We start from the raw sequence: 19,123 nt of genomic DNA, 5'->3' as shown, positions 1-19,123 counted from the left end.
TCAGGTGAGAATGCATCCCGCGAGACTACGTGCCCCGCGCGCGCCGCACTCGACCGGCAAGAACGCGGGGCGAACGTTGCCTGATACGGCACTAGTCACACGGTTTCTGAGCCGGGACACGGTAGTTGGAACCACGAGGCTGTTCGAGACGTGCGGGCGAAGCGGCGACCCCGGCGGGTGATGACGGTCCTGCACATCACCAGGGAACTACACCGGCGTCGTCGAAGAACTGTCCGGTCGGGCCGTCGTCGGGCAGGGTCGCGAGTTTGATGGCGATCGCCGCGCCCTGTTCGGGGGTGCGCACGCCGCGGAAGCCGTTGAGGTCGGTCGCGACGTAGCCGGGGCAACCGACGTTGATCAGGATGTTCGTGCCGCTCAGCTCCCGGACGTACTGGAGGGTGACGGCGTTCAGGAACGCCTTCGACGGCGCGTACGCCCCGGACACCGGGCCTGCGGTCTGCTCGGCAGTGGGTCCTGACTGCCGGGCGAGGGAGCCGACGCTGCTGGACATGTTCACGATCCGTGGTGAGGCGGAGCGGTGCAGCAGCGGCAGCATCGCATTGGTGACGCGGATGACGCCGATCACGTTGGTCTCCACGACCGTCCGGATGGTGGCGGGATCGACCCGGGTGGGTTCCTGGGGCATGCCGCCGGCGATGGCGGCGTTGTTGACGAGCACGTCGAGGCGTCCGGCCTGATCCTCGATCAGCCGTGCGGCGGCGGTCGCGCTCGCGTCGTCGGTCACGTCCAGCGGTACGCCGAATGCCTCGACGCCGGCCGCGCGCAGTCTGTCCACCGCGGCGTCGCGGCGCTGTTCGTCGCGGGCGCCGACGCCGATGCTCCAGCCGAGGGCGCCGAGGCCCGCGGCGATCTCGTAGCCGATTCCCTTGTTTGCGCCGGTGACCAGCGCAATCGTTCGTTCGCTCATGGGGACCATGCTGCTCTCGGACCCCGGCGGGGGTCCAAGACCGATTGGGTGGGCAACGATACCTCTCAGGTATTGATCCGGAGTACCGTGGCCGGATGGAGACCAGGGAACTGCGCTACTTCGTCGCCGTCGCCGAGGAGTTGCACTTCGGGCGCGCCGCGCAGCGGCTCGGGATCGCACAGCCGCCTCTGTCACGGGCGATCCAGCAGCTCGAACGCCGACTCGGGGCAGCGCTGCTGGATCGGACCAGCCGCACCGTCACGCTGACCGATGCCGGCTCGGTGCTGCTGGTCGAGGGCCGGGCGGCCCTCGACGCGGTCGAAGCGGCCGAGCGCCGGACCCGCCGCGCCGCCCTTCCCTCGACCGGCCGTCCCGGCCTGGTCCTGGTCACGAAGGCCAGCGCGTCCCGCGAACTGCTGGCGAGACTGCTGGACGCGTACGCCGCCGAACCCGGCGCGGTCCCCGTCGACGTCATGCTGTGCGGCCCGGCCGAGCAGGAACGACTTCTGCGCGAGGGCCGGGCCGACGTGGCGCTGTTGCACCGGCCGTTCGACTCGACGGCCGGGTTCCACACCGAGGAACTCAGTACGGAGGGCCAGGTCGTGGTCCTGCCGGCCGGGCATCCGCTCACCGTCCGGACCCATGTGCACATGGCCGACATCACCGGGCTGCCCGGCCTGCCCCTGCCACGCTGGCCCGACCCCGACGGCACCTACCCGCCCGGCCCCGGCCCGCAGGTCCGCGACCACGCGCAGTTGTTGCAGCTCGTCGCGCTGGGCCGTGCCTGCGCGGTCTCACCGGAGTCGTGCCGAGCTCAACTGCACGGTGACCTCGCCGCCGTGCCCGTGCTGGACGCGCCGAAAGTCACCACCGTGATCGCCTGGCCGCCGCACAGCCGGTCCAGGGCCGTCGCCGACCTTGTCCGGACTGCGACCCGTCTCCGGTAGTCCACTGCGCCTGGCCAGGTTCCCCCTGTCGTGGCCCGGCTCAAGTCACTCGGTGTGGCGGGAGTGTGGAGCCGCCGGAGGGGGCGGCGGCGCGCGGTCCAGAAAACAAGCAGGCATGATTGCTTTTTCTCCGTCCCGGTGCCACGCTGCTGCCCGACGGCAAGCGTGGCAGGCGTTGGGCCACCGGTAGGGGAGGCGCACCTGTGGGGTCGCGTTCGGTACTGCGGATCGGCAACGCGTCGGGCTTCTACGGGGACCGCTTCTCGGCGGTCCGCGAGATGCTCACGGGTGGGCCGCTGGACGTTCTGACCGGGGACTACCTGGCCGAGCTGACCATGCTCATCCTGGCCCGGGACCGGCTCAAGGATCCCTCGCTCGGCTATGCGAGGACGTTCCTGCGGCAGATGGAGGAGTGCCTCGGCCTGGCGCTGGAGCGCGGGGTGCGGATCGTGGTCAACGCCGGTGGGCTCAATCCGGGCCGACTCGCCGACGCGATCCGCGACCTGGCGCAGCGTCAGGGACTGTCCCCCGCCGTCGCCCACGTGGAGGGGGACGACCTGCTGCCCCGCCGGGCCGAACTCGGGCTCCCCGACGGCCTGCTGGCGGCCAACGCCTACCTCGGCGCCTTCGGCATCGCGGAGTGTCTCGCCGCCGGGGCCGACCTGGTGGTCACCGGCCGGGTCACCGACGCGGCGTTGGTCGTCGGCCCGGCGATCGCCCGATTCGGCTGGGGCCCGGGGGACTTGGACGCGCTCGCCGGCGCCGTGGTGGCCGGGCACGTCCTGGAGTGCGGCGCGCAGGCGACCGGCGGCAACTACGCGTTCTTCCGTGAGCACGACGTCACCCGGCCCGGCTTCCCGATCGCCGAGCTGGCTCCGGACGGCTCCAGCGTCATCACCAAGCACCCGGGCACCGGCGGCGCCGTCACCACCGGGACCGTCACCGCCCAACTCCTCTACGAGACGGGCGACGCGCGTTACCTCGGCCCGGACGTCACGGCCCGGCTGGACACCGTGCGGCTCACCCGGGAGGGGCCCGACCGGGTCCGGATCCACGGCGTGCGCGGCGAGGCGCCGCCGCCGACCCTCAAGGTCGGGCTGAACCGGCTCGGCGGCCACCGCAACGAGGTGGTGTTCGTCCTGACCGGGCTGGACATCGAGGCCAAGGCCGCACTGGTGCGGCAGCAGCTGGCCGACGCGCTGGCGCCACAGGACCGTCCCGCCGAGCTGCGCTGGACCCTCGCCCGCACCGACCACCCCGACGCCGCCACCGAGGAGAGTGCCTCCGCGCTGCTGCGGCTCACCGCCCGGGACCGCGACCCGGCCAAGGTCGGGCGCGAACTCGGCAGGGCAGCGGTGGAGTTGGGACTGGCCGGCTATCCCGGGTTCCACCTCACCGCGCCGCCCGGAGCGGGGTCGCCCTACGGGGTGTTCACCACCGCGTACGTCGACGCCAAGACGGTGGAGCACACCGCGGTGCTGCCCGACGGGCGGCGGATCGTCGTGCCGCCCGCGCCGGTCACCGGCCCGGCCGAGCCGCCGCCGCACCCCGACCCGGCGCTGCCGGCGCCGCCGGAGGCCGGCCCGACCGTCCGGGCGCCGCTCGGCCGGGTGCTCGGAGCCCGCAGCGGCGACAAGGGCGGCGACGCCAACCTCGGTGTCTGGGCCCGCGACGCGGCCGGCTGGCGCTGGCTCGCCCACACCCTCACCGTCGACCGGCTTCGCGAACTCCTCCCGGAGGCGGCGGAGTTGCCGATCACCCGACAGCTGCTCCCGCACCTTCGCGCGGTCAACTTCACCATCACCGGCCTGCTCGGCGAGGGCGTCGCCGCCCAGCACCGCTTCGACCCGCAGGCCAAGGCGCTGGGGGAGTGGCTGCGCTCCCGCCACCTCGACATCCCGGAGGCGCTGCTGTGACCGTCCTGCCCACCCGCCTCGACCCGGCCGGCGCCGACTACGCCGAGCACCGTGCCGCGATGCTCGCCAGGCTCACCGAGCTGGACGCCGAACACGCCAAGGCACTGGCCGGCGGCGGCCCCAAGTACGTCGAACGACACCGCGGCCGGGGGAAGTTGCTGCCGCGCGAGCGGATCGAGCTGCTGATCGACCAGGACTCGCCGTTCCTGGAGCTCTCCCCGCTCGCCGCCTGGGGCAGCGACTACCCGGTCGGCGCGGCGCTGGTCACCGGGATCGGTGTGATCGAGGGCGTCGAGTGCGTCATCACCGCCAACGACCCCACTGTGCGCGGCGGGGCCAGCAACCCCTGGACGCTGCGCAAGGCCCTGCGCGCCAACGAGATCGCGCTGACCAACCGCCTCCCGGTGGTCAACCTGGTCGAGTCCGGCGGCGCCGACCTGCCCAGCCAGAAGGAGATCTTCATCCCCGGGGGCGCCCTCTTCCGCGACCTCACCCGGCTCTCCGCGGCCGGAATCCCCACCGTGGCGGTGGTGTTCGGCAACTCCACGGCCGGCGGCGCCTACGTGCCGGGGATGTCCGACCACACCGTGATGGTGAAGGAACGCGCCAAGGTCTTCCTGGGCGGTCCGCCGCTGGTCAGGATGGCCACCGGCGAGGAGTCCGACGACGAGTCGCTCGGCGGCGCCGAGATGCACGCCCGCACCTCCGGCCTGGCCGACCACTTCGCGGTGGACGAGCCGGACGCGCTGCGGCTGGCCCGGCGGATCGTCGCCCGGCTGAACCACCGCAGGCCGGGCCCCGGCCCGGACCCGTTCGCCGAACCGCCGAAGTACGCCGAGGACGAGCTGCTCGGCATCGTCCCCGGCGACCTCAAGATCCCGTTCGACCCGCGCGAGGTGATCGCCCGGATCGTCGACGGCTCGGACTTCGACGAGTTCAAGCCGCTCTACGGCACCAGCCTCGCCACCGGCTGGGCCCGGCTGCACGGCTACCCGGTCGGCATCCTCGCCAACGCGCAGGGCGTGCTGTTCAGCGCGGAGTCGCAGAAGGCCGCGCAGTTCATCCAGCTGGCCAACCAGCGGGACATCCCGCTGCTGTTCCTGCACAACACCACCGGCTACATGGTCGGCAAGGACTACGAGCAGGGCGGCATCATCAAGCACGGCGCGATGATGATCAACGCCGTCGCCAACTCCACGGTGCCGCACCTGTCGGTGCTGATGGGGGCCTCCTACGGCGCCGGTCACTACGGCATGTGCGGGCGGGCGTACGATCCGCGGTTCCTGTTCACCTGGCCGAGTGCCAAGTCGGCGGTGATGGGCCCGCAGCAGCTCGCCGGGGTGCTGTCGATCGTGGCCCGGCAGTCCGCGGCGGCCAAGGGGCAGCCGTACGACGAGGACGCCGACGCCGCGATCCGGGCGATGGTCGAGCAGCAGATCGAGGCGGAGTCGCTGCCCGTCTTCCTCTCCGGCCGGCTCTACGACGACGGGGTGATCGATCCCCGCGACACCCGGACCGTGCTCGGCCTCTGCCTCTCCGCGATCCACAACGCGCCCGTCGAGGGCGCGCGCGGCTACGGCGTCTTCCGCATGTGATCCGACTCTGAGAGGGACCGACGTGATCACCAACCTGCTGGTCGCCAACCGGGGCGAGATCGCCCGCCGGGTCTTCCGCACCTGCCGGAGCCTCGGTATCGCCACCACCGCCGTGTACGCCGACCCGGACGCCGACGCCCCGCACACCCGGGAGGCGGACACCGCCGTCCGCCTGCCCGGTGCGGCGCCCGCGGACACCTACCTGCGCGGCGAGTTGATCGTCAAGGCCGCGCTGGCCGCCGGCGCCGACGCCGTCCACCCCGGCTACGGCTTCCTCTCCGAGAACGAGGAGTTCGCCCGGGCGGTGCTCGACGCCGGCCTCACCTGGATCGGCCCGCCCCCGGCCGCGATCGCCGCGATGGGCTCCAAGACCGCCGCGAAGCGGCTGATGGCCGCCGCCGGCGTGCCCGTCCTGGAGGCCGTCACCGACCCCGTCGAGGCCGATCTGCCGCTGCTGGTGAAGGCGGCCGCGGGCGGCGGCGGGCGCGGCATGCGGGTGGTCCACCGGCTGGACGAACTCGCCGCCCGGCTGGCCGAGGCCCGCGCCGAGGCGGCGAACAGCTTCGGATCGGACGAGGTGTTCTGCGAGCGTTACCTGCCCACCGGCCGGCACGTCGAGGTGCAGCTGCTCGCCGACGTCCACGGCACGGTGTGGGCGGTCGGCGAACGCGACTGCTCGCTGCAGCGCCGCCACCAGAAGGTCATCGAGGAGGCCCCGGCCCCCGGCCTCGACGGGGAGCTGCGCGCCGCCCTGCACGCGGCCGCCGTCGCCGCCGCCCGGGCGATCGGCTACACCGGCGCCGGCACCGCCGAGTTCCTGCTCGGCCCCGACGGCCGGTTCCACTTCCTGGAGATGAACACCCGCCTGCAGGTCGAGCACCCCGTCACCGAGTGCGTCACCGGGCTCGACCTGGTCGCCCTGCAACTGCGCGTCGCCGAGGGCGAACCGCTGCCCGCCGCGCAGCCGCCCGCCCCGCGCGGCCACGCCATCGAGGCCCGCCTGTACGCCGAGGACCCGGCCCGCGACTGGCAGCCGCAGACCGGCGTCCTGCACCGCCTCGAACTCCCCGGTACCACCGCCGAGTTCGCCACCGCGGACGGTGACACCGGGCTGCGTCTGGACTCCGGCGTCGAAGCCGGCAGCGTGATCGGCGTCCACTACGATCCGATGCTCGCCAAGGTCATCGCCTGGGCGCCCACCCGGGCCGCCGCCGCCCGCCGGCTCGCCGACGCGCTCACCCGTGCCCGCATCCACGGGCCGGTCACCAACCGGGAGCTGCTCGTCGCGGCGCTGCGCCACCCCGCCTTCCTGGCCGGCCGCGTGCACACCGCCTTCCTGACCGAGCACGCCGCCGACCTCGCCCCCGCCCCGGGCGGGGACGCGCTGCCCGCCCTCGCCGCCGCGCTGGCCGACGCCGCCGAACGCCGCCGCGGTGCGGCGCTGCCCTCCGGCTGGCGCAACCTGCCCTCGCAGCCGCAGACCAAGCGGTACGCCGCCGCCGACGCCACCGTGTACGACGTCCGCTACCGGTTCGGCCGTGCCGGTCTCGCCGCCGAGGACCACCCGGGCACGACGCTCGTCTCCGCGACGCCCACCCGGGTGGTCCTCGACACCGACGGCGTCCGGAGCGGCTACGACATCGCGCGCTACGGCGACCGGGTCCACCTGGACACCCCGGCCGGCGCCACCGTGCTGACCGCGGTGGAGCGCTTCCCCGACCCGGCCTCCCAGGCCGACCCGGGGGCCCTGCTCGCCCCGATGCCCGGCACCGTTGTCCGCACCGCCGTCGCCGTGGGCGACACCGTCACCGCCGGCCAGCCGCTGCTCTGGCTGGAGGCGATGAAGATGGAGCACCGCGTCACCGCCCCCGCCGACGGCGTCCTCACCGAACTGCGCGCCACACCCGGCCAGCAGGTCGAACTCGGCACCCTGCTCGCCGTCGTGCAGCCGGCTCCCTGAGGCCCGCCCGCACGCCGACTTCGCCCGCTCCCCGTACCCGCCCGCTCCCCGAGTCCCGCCCGGAAGGACAAACCGCATGTCCGCACCGCGCACCACCGCCCCCGGCAGCCCGCTGATCGAGACCCCCGAACGCCAGGCGCTGCGCCGCGCGGTGGCCGACCTCGGCCACCGCTACGGATCCGCGTACTACCTCGGCAAGGCCCGGGCCGGCCAGCCCGCAGACGAGCTCTGGGCCGAGGCCGGCAAGGCCGGCTACCTCGGGGTCAACCTGCCCGCCGAGTACGGCGGCGGGGGCGGCGGCATCACCGACCTCGCCATCGTCCTGGAGGAACTCGGCACCGCCGGCTGCCCGTTGCTGCTGCTGATCGTCTCGCCGGCGATCTGCGGCACGGTGATCGCCCGCTACGGCACCGAGCAGCAGAAGCAGCAGTGGCTGCCCGGGCTCGCCGACGGCACCCGGAGGATGGCCTTCGGCATCACCGAACCGGACGCCGGATCCAACTCCCACCGCATCTCCACCATCGCCCGCCGCGACGGCGAGGACTGGCTGCTCACCGGCCGCAAGGTGTTCGTCTCCGGCATCGACCACAGCGACGCCGTGCTGTTCGTCGCCCGCACCGAGGACGCACGGACCGGCAAGCTCAGGCCCGCCCTCTTCGTCGTCCCGCGCGACACCCCCGGCTTCGAGTACCACCCGATCCCGATGGAACTCGTCGCCCCCGAGAAGCAGTTCCAGGTCTTCCTGGACGACGTCCGGCTGCCCGCCGAGGCCCTGGTCGGCGACGAGAACGCCGGGCTGCTCCAGCTCTTCGCCGGGCTCAACCCCGAGCGGATCATGACCGCCGCGTTCTCGCTCGGCCTTGCCCGCCAGGCCCTCGGCCGGGCCGTCGAGTACGCCAAGACCAGGACCGTCTGGTCGACCCCGATCGGTGCCCACCAGGGCCTGGCCCACCCGCTCGCCCAGTGCGCGGTGGAGATCGAGCTCGCCCGCCTGATGACCCAGAAGGCCGGACTGCTCTACGACGGGGGCGACGACCTCGCCGCGGGGGAGGCCGCCAACATGGCCAAGTACGCGGCCGGAGAGGCCGCCGCCCGCACCGTCGACCAGGCCGTCCAGACCCTGGGCGGCAACGGCCTCACCCAGGAGTACGGGCTCGGCGCCCTGCTCGCCGCCACCCGGGTCGGCCGGGTCGCCCCGGTCAGCCGCGAGATGGTGCTCAACTTCGTGGCCCAGCACACCCTCGGGCTGCCGAAGTCCTACTGAGCCCTGCCGCGCAGGGCCGACGGGAGCAGGCGTGCCGCCCGCGAACACCAGCGCGACGCCGACGGCGCAGGCCGGCCTCCGGGCGAGGGGCGGGCCCGCCCGACCGGCCCGCCCGGCGCCCGGCGAGGTGCGCCCTGGTCGGAGGCGGTGGTTCGCCGGTACGCCCCGGCGGCCCGTGCTTGCCGGGCGCGCCGATCGGGCCGACCGGGATTCCACGATCCTTCGTCACAATGGAGCAACGCCTCGCCACTGTCCGTATGCTCCTTTCCGCGAGCTCGGCCTTCCGGCGGGCCAGGACCACTCGCCGGCCACCCGACCGGGTGTCAACTACCCCTTTGGAGGCACGCCTTGGTGTTCCGCAGCGAGTTCCCTGACGTCGGCCTCGTCGATCTGCCGATCCACGAGGCGGTGCTCGGCGCCGCCGACCGGTACGGCGACCGGCCGGCCCTGATCGACGGGGTCACCGGGGAGTCGGTCAGCCATGCGCGGCTCGCCACGGCCGTCCGCCGGGTAGCCGCCGGACTGGCCGAGGCGGGCGTGCGCCAGGGCGACGTGGTGGCGCTGTTCAGTCCCAACACCATCGCCTACCCGATGGCCTTCTACGGTGCCACCCGGGCCGGCGCCACCGTCACCACGGCCTCCTCCCTGGCCACCCCCGGCGAGCTGGCCGGCCAGCTCGCCGACAGCGGCGCCCGCTGGCTGATCACGGTTTCGCCGTTCCTGGCCACCGCCCGGCAGGCCGCCGAGAAGCTCGCCGCCGAGGGCCGGGCGCTCGCCGAGATCATCGTGCTGGACGGTGCCGAAGGACACCGCTCACTGGCGGACCTGCTCGCCTCCGGCGGCGACGAGCCCGAGCCCGTGATCGACCCCGGTACCGACATCGCCGTCCTGCCCTACTCCAGCGGGACCACCGGCCTGCCCAAGGGCGTGATGCTCACCCACCGCTCGATCGCCACCAACCTCGCCCAGGTGGACGCCCTGTACCGGCCGAGGGAGGGCGAGCGGATCCTCGCCGTCCTCCCCTTCTTCCACATCTACGGCATCGCCGCCCTGCTCAACCAGCCGCTGCGGTGCGGCGCCACCGTCGTCGTCCTGCCGCGCTTCGACCTGGAGCAGTTCTGCCGCACCATCGAGGAGCAGCGCGTCCAGGCCCTGATCGTGGCCCCGCCGATCGCGCTCGCCCTGGCCAAGCACCCGGTGGTCGAGCGCTTCGACCTCTCCTCGGTGGAGTACCTGCTCTGCGCGGCCGCGCCGCTGGACACCGAACTGGCCGACGCCTGCGCCCGCCGGCTCGGCCTGCCGCACATCCTCCAGGGCTACGGCATGACCGAGCTGTCGCCGGTCTCGCACGTCGTCTCCCCGACCGAGACCGACCCCCCGCCGGGCTCGGTCGGCCGGATGGTGCCCTCGACCGAACTGCGGGTCGCCGCCCTGGACGGCAGCGGCGCCGACCTCGGCCCGGGCGAGCCGGGCGAGCTGCTGCTCCGCGGCCCGCAGGTGATGAAGGGCTACTTCGGCCGCCTCTCCGACACCGCCGCCACCGTCGATGCCGACGGCTGGCTGCACACCGGCGACATCGGCTACGTCGACGACCGCGGCTACCTCTACGTCGTCGACCGGGTCAAGGAGCTGATCAAGTACAAGGGCTACCAGGTCGCCCCCGCCGAGTTGGAGGCCCTGCTGCTCACCCACCCGCAGATCGCCGACGCCGCGGTGATCGGCGTCCTGGACGCGGAGGGCGCCGAGTACCCCAAGGCCTTCGTGGTCCGCGCTCCCGGCAGCGCGCTCACCGAGCAGGACGTCACCTCCTTCGTGGCGGGCGAGGTCGCCCCGTACAAGAAGGTCCGCGCGGTGGAGTTCCTGGACGCCGTCCCCAAGTCGGCCGCCGGGAAGATCCTGCGCCGCGAGCTGCGCGCCCGTGAGGCCGCCCGCTGAGCCCGGTCGCGGATCTGCGAGGATCGACCCCGCCCGGACACCGCACGGACAGGACCAGTCGCCGCCGATGACCGCCCACCCCGCCGCCCGTACTCCCCAGCAGGACCGCAGCCGCGCCACCCGGCAGCGGCTGCTGGCGGCGGCCGTCGACTGCCTGGCCGAGGTCGGCTGGAACGGCTCCACCGTCACCGTGGTCGCCGAACGCGCGGGCGTCTCCCGGGGCGCCGCCCAGCACCACTTCCCCACCCGCGAGGACCTCTTCACCGCGGCCGTCGAACACGTCACCGCCGAGCGGCTGGCAGCCGTCCGCGCCCATGCGGACGCGCTGCCGGCCGCCGGACCCGACCGCACCGTGGCCGTCGTCGACATGATCGTGCGCCTCTACACCGGGCCGCTGTTCCGCGCCGCCCTCCATCTGTGGGTCGCCGCCGCCACCGAGGAACCGCTGCGTACGCGGATCGTCGCACTGGAGGGCCGGGTCGGCCGCGAGGCCCACCGGGCCGCCGTCGAGTTCCTGGACGCCGACGAAAGCCGGCCCGGAGTGCGCGAGACGGTGCAGGCGACCCTCGACATGGCACGCGGTCTCGGACTGGCCAACCTGCTCTCCGACGACAGCGCCAGACGATCCGGAGTGATCCGGCAGTGGGCGAGCCTTCTGGAGGGTACGCTGCGGCCGGTACGCCCATGACGCCCGTACACCAGGCCCGTCCGACGAACCTTTGACCAAGGGGTCGCCGGGCGGCCGATGTCCGTGCAGTCTGGAGAAGAACCCCGGCCGGCACGGACCGCGAGGCCCCGCCCGGCCGGGCACGAGCCGAACGCGGGGTGCTGCCTGATCATGCACGGACACGAATGGGACGCGACCGACGCCGCCGGCCCCGCACCGGGTGGAGCCTCCGTACGCCTGGACGGCCATCGCCTTGTCCCGCTCGCCACCGCGCTGCTCCAGGAGGACGGCCTCATCCTGCACTGGAGCGAGGACGCCGAGGCGCTGCTCGGCTACTCCGCCGACGAGGCCGTCGGCCGTTACGCCGCCCAGCTGCTCACCGCCCGGACCGGCCGCCCCGAGGTGCTCGCCCTGTTCGAGCGCATCATGAGCGGCAAGGGCTGGTCCGGTGTCTTCCCGGTCCGCCACCGCGACGGCCACGTCGTCGAGCTGGAGTTCCGCACGTACCCGATCGCCGGCCCCGGCGGCACCCTGCTGCTGCTCGCCACCGCCTCCGACACCCAGGCCCTGCACCGGGTCGAGGCCGACCTCGCCGTCCTCGACGGCATCTTCGGCCAGTCCCCGATCGGCATGGCCGTCTACGACACCGACCTGCGCTACGTCCGGCTCAACGGGGCGCTGGCCCGGATGAACGGCGTCCCCGTCGAGGAGCACCTGGGACGCCGGATCAGCGGGGTCCTGCCCGGCATCAACAGCGCCGAGATAGAACAGACCATGAGACAGGTGCTCACCACCGGCCGGCCGGTGGTCGACGCCCGCTCGCACGGCCGCGTCCCCGGCGATCCGCGCCGCGACCGCGCCTGGTCCGCCTCCTACTTCCGGCTGGAGGACTCCACCGGCCGGGTCTTCGGCGTCTGTTCCTCCATCATCGACGTCACCGAGCGCTTCCAGGCCGAGGCCCGCGCCGCCCGCGCGCAGGAACGTCTCACCACCATCGCCGAGGCCACCGCCCGGATCGGCACCACCCTCGACCTCCAGCGCACCGCCGAGGAGCTGATCGAGGCCGTCGTCCCCCGGTTCGCCGACTTCGCCACCGTCGACCTGCTGGAGCCGGTGCTGCGCGGCGCCGAGCCGACCGCGATCCCGGAGGACCGCTCCGTCCAGCTGCGCGCCGTCGCCGTCGGCGAATCGTACGAGTCCGGCCTGGCGCACGCCGTCGACACCGTCGGCGACGTCTCCGAGTACGCCCCCGACCGCAGCTACACCCAGTGCCTGCGCAGCGGCCGCCCGCTGCTGCGCGCCCGGGTCGACGAGGACGTGCTGCGCGGCCTGGTCGCCACCGAGGAGCGGGTGGCGCCCGGCATGGAGGCCGGCATCCACTCGTACCTGATGGTGCCGCTGACCGCCCGGGGCATGGTGCTCGGCGGCTCGGAGTTCATCCGGATGCGCAACTCCGAGCCGTTCACCGCCGCCGATGTCGCGCTCGCCGAGGAGCTGGTCGCGCGCACCGCCATCGCGATCGACAACGCCCGGCTCTACCGGCGTGAACGCGAGACCGCGCTCACGCTGCAGCGCAGCCTGCTGCCGCAGGAGATCCACCGCACGCTCGGTCTGGAGATCGCCTACCGCTACCTGCCCAGCAGCATGACCAGCGAGGTCGGCGGCGACTGGTTCGACGTCGTCCCGCTCTCCTGCGGGCGGGTCGCGCTGGTCGTCGGCGACGTGATGGGCCACGGCATCCGCGCCGCCGCCACGATGGGCCAGCTGCGCACCGTCGCCCGGACCCTGGCCACCCTGGACATGCCGCCCGAGCAGGTGCTCACCCGGCTGGACGAGACCGCTTCGGGGATCGGCGAGGGCCAGTTCGCCACCTGTATCTGCGCCGTCTACGACCCGCTGGAGCGGACGGTGCAGGTCGCCTCGGCCGGGCACCTGCCACCGGTCTGGGTCTCTCCCGACGGCACCGCCCGCAGGATCGACGTCCCGCCCGGCGTGCCGCTGGGGGTGGGCGGCGTGGCCTTCGAGTCCATCGGGTTCACCCTCCCCGAGGGCGGCATGCTCACCCTCTACACCGACGGTCTGGTCGAGCGGCGCGGCCACGACCTCGACGACGGCATCGACCTGCTCGCCCGCACCCTCTCCGGCCCCGGTCGCACCCTGGAGGAGAGCTGCGACGCCGTCCTCGGCGCCCTCGTCACGGACGGCACCGACGACGACATCGCGATGATCATGGCCCGGGTGCTGCCGCTGCCCGCCGACCGGATCGCCACCCTCCCGCTCACCGGCGGCGGCCGGCTGCCCGGTACGGCCCGCCGCTTCACCCGCGCCACCCTGGACGGCTGGGGCCTGTCCGCGCTCTCCGACTACGCGGAGCTGCTGGTCAGCGAGCTGGTCACGAACGCCCTGCTGCACGCCGACGCCCCGCGTCGGCTCCGGCTCTTCCGCGACCGGGTGCTCACCGTCGAGGTCGCCGACTCCGGGGGCCAGACGCCGCAGCTGCGTCCGTTCGCCGAGCAGGACGAGGGCGGGCGCGGAATGTTCCTGGTCAACGAGCTGGCCCAGCGCTGGGGCAGCCGGCTGACCAGGGACGGCAAGGTGGTCTGGGCGGAGCTGGAGCTGCCGTTCGGGGTCGTCTGACCGCCCACGTGCGCGGGACCTCGCACCCCGGGGAGGGGTGCGAGGTCCCGCGCGTGGTGCAGGGCCGGGCCCGGTCCTAGACGGCCGCCTTCTCGCGGTCCGAGTGCTCGGCCTGCTTCGACTGCTCCGCCGGCTCGGCCTCGTCCGGGGCCGCCTTCGGCAGGCCCCGCAGCAGGCGCCAGGCGAGCGCGGACGCGGCCAGCAGCAGCGCGCCGGCCAGGATCGCGGCGACGTTCATGCCGTGCACGAAGGCGTCGCGGGCGCTCTGCAGCAGCGGCCCCGCCAGCGTCTGCGGCAGGCCGTGCGCGGCCTCGACCGCGCCGCCCAGCGACTCGCCCGCCCGGGCGGCCGTGGCCTGGTCCGCCCCGGCCGGCACGGCCAGCCCGCCCGCGTAGAGCGAGCCGACCACCGAGCCGACCAGTGCGATGCCGAGTGCCGTCCCCAGCTCGTACGCCGTCTCGGAGACCGCCGAGGCGGCGCCGGCCTTGTCGGCGGGTGCGGCGCTCAGCACCAGGTCGGCGCCGAGCGTGTAGACCACGCCCTCGGCCGTGCCGACGATCAGGAAGGCGGCGGCGAGCACCAGGTAGGTGGAGTCCTGCTGCACCCAGCCGAGCAGGCCGATGCCGGTGCCCATGGCCAGCAGGCCCAGCGTCAGGGTGGCCCGGGCGCCCGCCCGCCGTGCCAGCCGGGCGGTCAGCAGCCCGCCGACCACGGCTCCGGCGAAGGCCGGCAGCTCGGCCAGGCCGGCCTTCAGCGGCTCGTAGCCGCGCACCAGCTGCAGGTACTGGGAGGTCATGAAGACCACGCCGGAGAGCCCGATCAGCGCGGTGAGCGAGGCCAGCACCGCCGCGGTGAAGCGCCGGTCGGAGAAGAGCCGGACATCCAGCAGCGGGGTGGGCAGACGCAGCTGGCGGCGGACGAAGACGGTCAGGGCGGCGGCGCCCAGCACGGCCGCGACCGGGACGTCCCAGCGCGCCACGCCGTGGGCGGCGGCCTCCTTGATCGCGTAGACCACGCCGATCACCCCGGTCAGCGAGAGCACCACGCTCAGCACGTCCCAGCGGCCCGGCTTCGGGTCCTTGGACTCGGGCAGCAGCCAGGCGCCGAAGACCAGCAGCAGGACCAGGACCGGGATGTTCAGCAGGAACACCGAGCCCCACCAGAAGTGCTCCAGCAGCACCCCGCCGACCACCGGGCCGAGCGCGGCACCGGCGGTGGCGGCCGCGCCCCAGATGCCGATCGCGGTGGCCCGCTCGCGGTCGTCCGGGAAGAGGCTGCGGATCAGCGACAGGGTGGACGGCATGATGGTCGCCCCGGCCACGCCGAGCAGCGCGCGGGCCAGGATCAGCCAGCCGGCGCTGGGCGCGTAGGCGGCCAGCAACGAGGCCGCGCCGAACGCGGTGGAGCCGGCCAGCAGCAGCTTCTTGCGGCCGATCCGGTCGCTCAGCGAACCCATGCTGACCAGCAGGCCGGCCAGGACGAAGGAGTAGGCGTCGCCGATCCAGAGCAGCTGCGTGCCGCTGGGGCGCAGCGTCTCGCTGATCGACGGTATGGCCAGGGACAGGACGGTCGCGTCGACGGCGACCAGGGTGACGGCCAGGACGAGGACGGCGAGGCCGATCCAGCGCTGGCGGGGGCGGACGAGGACGGTGCTGCTCATGGGTATCGGTTTCCGGCCGCTGTTCCGAGGGCCTGTGGTCCGAGGTGCTGTGGGTGGTGGGGGGCTCAGTGCGGCTGCGGCGGTCGCAGCGCGCCGCCGAGGAAGAGTTCGGCGAGTGAGAAGGCTCCGTCGCGGGGTGCGAGCCGGCCGTCCTGGACGGCCCAGCCGACGCCGGCCACCAGGTCGAAGAAGGCTTCGCTGAGCCAGCCCGCGGAGAGCTCGACGCGGAACACGCCCTGCTGCTGGCCGCGCAGGAAGAGTGCCTGCAGCCGCGAGATCTGCGACTCCCAGAGCTCGTTGATGTCGTCGTCGTCGTAGAGCTGGTTCTCGCCGGCCAGGAAGGCGCAGAGCGCGGCGTCCGGGACGATCAGGTCGACCAGGCGGCGCAGCGCGGCGTGCGCGTCGCCGTCCTCGATGGCGGCGGCGTCCAGGGCGGTGCCGAACGTGCGCAGCCCGAGCAGGCCGACCTCGCGGATCAGCGCCTCGCGGCCCGGGAAGAGCCGGTGCAGGGTGGCGCGGCTGATGCCCGCGGCGCGGGCGATCTCGTCGAGATGGGCGGTCGGGCGGCGGGAGAGCACGCCCACGGCGGCTTCGAGGACGGAGTCGCGGTCGGTGGCCATGCGGCGAGTCTACGTCACATGAGACATGGATGTCTCACTATTTTCTCGGATGCTTCAGTTGAGGCTCACTTGTCCTGCTGTGGCCGGTGGGGCGGGCCGGTCGTTCCGGGCCGGGCCGGTGTCAGGGCAGCAAAAACCGGGGACGGCGTCTGCCGTCCCCGGTCGCGGGTCGCGTGCTGCCGGACGCAGCCGTTCAGCTCTGGTTGTAGAACCCGGTCTCGTCCAGCGGTCGGTCGATCACCATCACCTCGACGTCCGCCGGCGTGAGCAGGAACACCCGGCGGGCGATCCGCTCGATCCCGCCGCAGGTACCGAAGATCAGCCCGGAGGCGAAGTCGACCATGCGCTTGGCCTCGGCCTCGTCCATCTCGGTGAGGTCCATCACCACCGGGATGCTCGCTCGGATGTGCTCGCCGACCGTTCGCGCGGCCTCGAAGCCCGTCGGCCGCAGGGAGACGATCTTCGTGGGAGCGGGGGAGGACTGTACCGTCTCCTGCTCGATCCACTCGTCGTCGTACACCGCGGCCGGGTAGTTCCCGGAGGGCATCAGCCACCCGTTGTGGTGCTCGTCGCGAAGTGCTCCCATGCCGCGCCTCCCTGCCTCGTTCCGTACAGGTCCCCCGGTGCGCGTGTCCTTTTGACACGTCATCCACTCGTCGGAACTGTCCGAGTATCGCACTGATCACCGGTCCCGTGCCCGCTCGCGACCCCCGTACGAGTCGTGCCGCGCCGGAAACCCGGGCGAACCCGGGCAACAGTTGCGACGCAGCGAAACGGCGGACGGTTGCGCGCGTAGACCATATCGGTCGTGGTCACCGCCCAATTGACCTTCTGTCAACGATGAGGGAACGATTTCACTCGCCGGTGACGCCGTCGACGAGTTCGCGCAGCAGATCGGCGTGACCGTTGTGCCGGGCGTACTCCTCGATCATGTGGACCAGGATCCAGCGGAGCGTCACCTCCCGGCCCTCGCGCGGGCGCTTGCCGACCGTCTCCGGCGACAGGCCCTCGCAGGCCGCCCGGGCGGCCGCGATCTGCCCCTGCCAGACGGCGAAGTCCGCCTCGGCGTCGGCGGTGTCGACGAGGTCGAAGTCGCCGTCCGGGTGCTGCGCCGTCCAGTAGAGGCCGTCGGACCCCGCCTCCTCGCCGAGCAGGATGATCCGGAACCAGTAGCGCTCCACCTCCGCCATGTGCCGGACCAGGCCGAGCAGCGAGAGCGAGGACGGCGGGACGGAGCGCAGCCGCAGCTGGTCGGCGGTCAGCCCCTCGCACTTGCGGGCGAGGGTGGCGCGGTGGAACTCCAGCCATGCGGTGAGCATGGGCGTCTCGTCTGCGGCGAACGGGGGCTCGGGCCGGTCGGTGGCGGTCGTCTGGTCGTTCGTCATGGCGGCCATCCTGGCGCAGACGGCGGGGCGAAGGCGACCGAATAGTCGCCGGGCGCGCCGGAGCCGCCGGCGTGCGCCGGGTGCTCAGGCCCGCGGGACGCGGCGGCGCCGGGCGGCGGCCCGCCCGAGCGAGACCAGGCTGCCCACGCCCAGGGCGACGATCGCGCCGGCCGACACCAGGAACGCCGCCGACCCCGGCTCCCCGGCGGTGGCCGCCGCCGTGACGTAGACCGCCGTGGTCGGTACCACCCCGATCGCGGTGGCGGTCAGGAACGGCAGGAACCGCACGCCGGAGAACGCGGCGCCGTAGTTGCCCGCCTGGAACGGCAGCCCGGGCAGCAGGCGTAGCAGCAGCACGCTGCGGAACCCCTGCTCGGTGAACCGCTGGTCCAGCGCGGTCAGCAGGCGCCCGCGCAGGTGGGGGCGGAGCGCGTCGCGGCCGAGCAGCCGGCCCAGCGCGAAGGCCACCGCCGCGCCCAGGGTGGTGCCGAGCACGGCCAGCAGGACGCCCTGCTGGATGCCGAGCAGCAGCCCGGCCGCCGCGTTGAGCGCGGGGCGGGGCACGAAGGCGAGCGTGCCCACCGCGTAGACCGCGGTGAACGAGGGTGCCAGCCAGTACCCCGGCACTCCGGCCGGGAGCCCGCCGGTGAGCAGCGCCGACGGGCTCCAGAGCAGTAGCGAGCCGGCCGCCGCGGCGAGGATCACCACCAGCAGGGCGAACCGCGGCCACGGCGAGCGCAGCCACCGCGGGTGCGGGGCGCCGGTGCCGGCGGCGGGCTCGGGCGCGGTCGGCCCGGGCGACGGCGGGGCTGCGGGCGGCGCGGTCGGCTCGGGCGGTGCGGGTGAAGGTGCGGGTGCGGGCACCGCCCGAGCCTAACCGTGCGGCCCGGTGACCGGGGCGGTGGGTTCACCGCCGGGCCGGTGCCGGGCCCGGAGCCGGGCCGGAAGCCGGCTCGGGCTGGTGCCGGGCCGGCCGACCGTCGGCCCACCGGGGCGCCGTCGGGCGGGCGCTCGGGCGGCGGTCGTGGTTCGGGCTCAGCTGTGCGGGCCGGGCGGCCAGGGGGAGTAGAGCCAGGCCTGGTTGAACCCGTTGTTGCGCCCCCACTGGGTGATCGGGGTGCCGTCGGCGCTGCTGAAGCCGGTGAGGTCCAGGACGAGGCCGCTGAAGCCGTTGTTCAGCGTGCGGATGCCGCTGTGGTGGACGACGGTCTCCGACCAGGCCTGGTTGAGCCCGCCGTTGCAGGTCCACTGGCCGGCCTGGACGCCCCAGGCGGTGCTGTAGCCGGGGATCTCCAGGCATTTGCCGCTGTGGACGTTGACCAGTTGGTCGGTGTCGGTCCAGGCCCACTTCTGGTTGTCGCCGCCGGTGCAGGTCCACTGGCGGACGGGGGCGCCGTCGTCGGTGCGCCAGTCGGCGACCTCCAGGCACTTGTTGGTGATGGCGTTGCGGATCTCGAACGGGATGGTGGTGGCGGCCTGTGCCGAGCTCGGCACCGCCGCGGCGAGCACACCGGTGACGGCGAGCGCGGCGACGGCGGAGCCCAGGCGTCGGACCGGGGAGGTGCGGTCTGCGGTCATCGAGGTCCCCCTGGTGTCGGGTGGCTGAGCG

The 19,123-nt window shown here is 73.7% G+C and carries 15 protein-coding genes; 8 read left to right on the top strand and 7 right to left on the bottom strand.

Translation table 11 applies throughout. The features are described 5' to 3' along the window. Positions 1–196: 196 nt before the first annotated feature. Positions 197–928: an SDR family NAD(P)-dependent oxidoreductase gene (locus ACFVYI_RS29770; protein ID WP_387891347.1), complete on the bottom strand. Its 732-nt coding sequence runs from the start codon at positions 926–928 to the stop codon at positions 197–199. Between the two features lie 95 nt (positions 929–1,023). Between ACFVYI_RS29770 and ACFVYI_RS29765 the strand changes: the two genes are divergently transcribed. The 8 genes from ACFVYI_RS29765 (at position 1,024) to ACFVYI_RS29730 (ending at position 13,849) form a co-directional block, all read left to right on the top strand. Next, on the top strand, positions 1,024–1,875 hold the full coding sequence (locus ACFVYI_RS29765) for a LysR family transcriptional regulator (RefSeq protein ID WP_387891345.1): 852 nt from the start codon (positions 1,024–1,026) through the stop codon (positions 1,873–1,875). Between the two features lie 203 nt (positions 1,876–2,078). Further along, positions 2,079–3,791, top strand: a complete 1,713-nt coding sequence (locus ACFVYI_RS29760) for an acyclic terpene utilization AtuA family protein (RefSeq protein ID WP_387891343.1) — start codon at positions 2,079–2,081, stop codon at positions 3,789–3,791. Further along, a complete protein-coding gene (locus tag ACFVYI_RS29755) occupies positions 3,788–5,386 on the top strand; it encodes an acyl-CoA carboxylase subunit beta (RefSeq protein WP_387891342.1) in 1,599 nt (532 codons plus the stop codon). The genes ACFVYI_RS29760 and ACFVYI_RS29755 overlap by 4 nt, the downstream gene beginning before the upstream one ends. 22 nt (positions 5,387–5,408) lie before the next feature. Beyond that, positions 5,409–7,346: an acetyl/propionyl/methylcrotonyl-CoA carboxylase subunit alpha gene (locus ACFVYI_RS29750; protein ID WP_387891341.1), complete on the top strand. Its 1,938-nt coding sequence runs from the start codon at positions 5,409–5,411 to the stop codon at positions 7,344–7,346. Between the two features lie 76 nt (positions 7,347–7,422). Beyond that, positions 7,423–8,610, top strand: a complete 1,188-nt coding sequence (locus tag ACFVYI_RS29745) for an acyl-CoA dehydrogenase family protein (protein WP_387891339.1) — start codon at positions 7,423–7,425, stop codon at positions 8,608–8,610. Between the two features lie 348 nt (positions 8,611–8,958). Beyond that, on the top strand, positions 8,959–10,545 hold the full coding sequence (locus tag ACFVYI_RS29740) for a 4-coumarate--CoA ligase family protein (RefSeq protein ID WP_387891337.1): 1,587 nt from the start codon (positions 8,959–8,961) through the stop codon (positions 10,543–10,545). A 67-nt stretch (positions 10,546–10,612) separates the two neighbouring features. Then, positions 10,613–11,233, top strand: coding sequence for a TetR/AcrR family transcriptional regulator (locus tag ACFVYI_RS29735; RefSeq protein ID WP_387891335.1), 621 nt, complete (start codon positions 10,613–10,615; stop codon positions 11,231–11,233). A gap of 150 nt (positions 11,234–11,383) precedes the next feature. Then, positions 11,384–13,849: a SpoIIE family protein phosphatase gene (locus ACFVYI_RS29730; RefSeq protein ID WP_387891333.1), complete on the top strand. Its 2,466-nt coding sequence runs from the start codon at positions 11,384–11,386 to the stop codon at positions 13,847–13,849. Positions 13,850–13,925: 76 nt separating this feature from the next. On the opposite strand, the gene ACFVYI_RS29725 is transcribed toward ACFVYI_RS29730, so the two are convergent. The 6 genes from ACFVYI_RS29725 to ACFVYI_RS29700 all read right to left on the bottom strand — a co-directional run bounded on the left by ACFVYI_RS29725 (position 13,926) and on the right by ACFVYI_RS29700 (position 19,092). Further along, the gene (locus tag ACFVYI_RS29725) at positions 13,926–15,509 is read right to left on the bottom strand and encodes an MFS transporter (RefSeq protein ID WP_387891331.1); all 1,584 of its coding nucleotides are present in this window, start codon (positions 15,507–15,509) and stop codon (positions 13,926–13,928) included. A gap of 65 nt (positions 15,510–15,574) precedes the next feature. Then, entirely contained in the window at positions 15,575–16,129 is a 555-nt protein-coding gene (locus ACFVYI_RS29720) for a TetR/AcrR family transcriptional regulator (RefSeq protein WP_387891330.1), read from the bottom strand. Positions 16,130–16,322: 193 nt separating this feature from the next. Continuing rightward, positions 16,323–16,715 (bottom strand): cell division protein SepF, encoded by a 393-nt coding sequence (locus ACFVYI_RS29715; protein ID WP_387891328.1) that lies wholly within the window; start codon positions 16,713–16,715, stop codon positions 16,323–16,325. A 268-nt stretch (positions 16,716–16,983) separates the two neighbouring features. Further along, positions 16,984–17,514, bottom strand: a complete 531-nt coding sequence (locus ACFVYI_RS29710) for a DinB family protein (RefSeq protein ID WP_387891326.1) — start codon at positions 17,512–17,514, stop codon at positions 16,984–16,986. An 84-nt stretch (positions 17,515–17,598) separates the two neighbouring features. Beyond that, a complete protein-coding gene (locus ACFVYI_RS29705; RefSeq protein WP_387891324.1) occupies positions 17,599–18,378 on the bottom strand; it encodes a TVP38/TMEM64 family protein in 780 nt (259 codons plus the stop codon). A gap of 171 nt (positions 18,379–18,549) precedes the next feature. Further along, positions 18,550–19,092: an RICIN domain-containing protein gene (locus tag ACFVYI_RS29700; protein ID WP_387891322.1), complete on the bottom strand. Its 543-nt coding sequence runs from the start codon at positions 19,090–19,092 to the stop codon at positions 18,550–18,552. Positions 19,093–19,123: the final 31 nt, after the last annotated feature.

Origin of the sequence: Kitasatospora sp. NPDC058218, assembly GCF_042882445.1 — a bacterium.
Lineage (GTDB): Bacteria > Actinomycetota > Actinomycetes > Streptomycetales > Streptomycetaceae > Kitasatospora.
The sequence above is the reverse complement of the archived record's forward strand: the minus strand, read 5'-3'. Positions and strand labels throughout refer to the sequence as shown.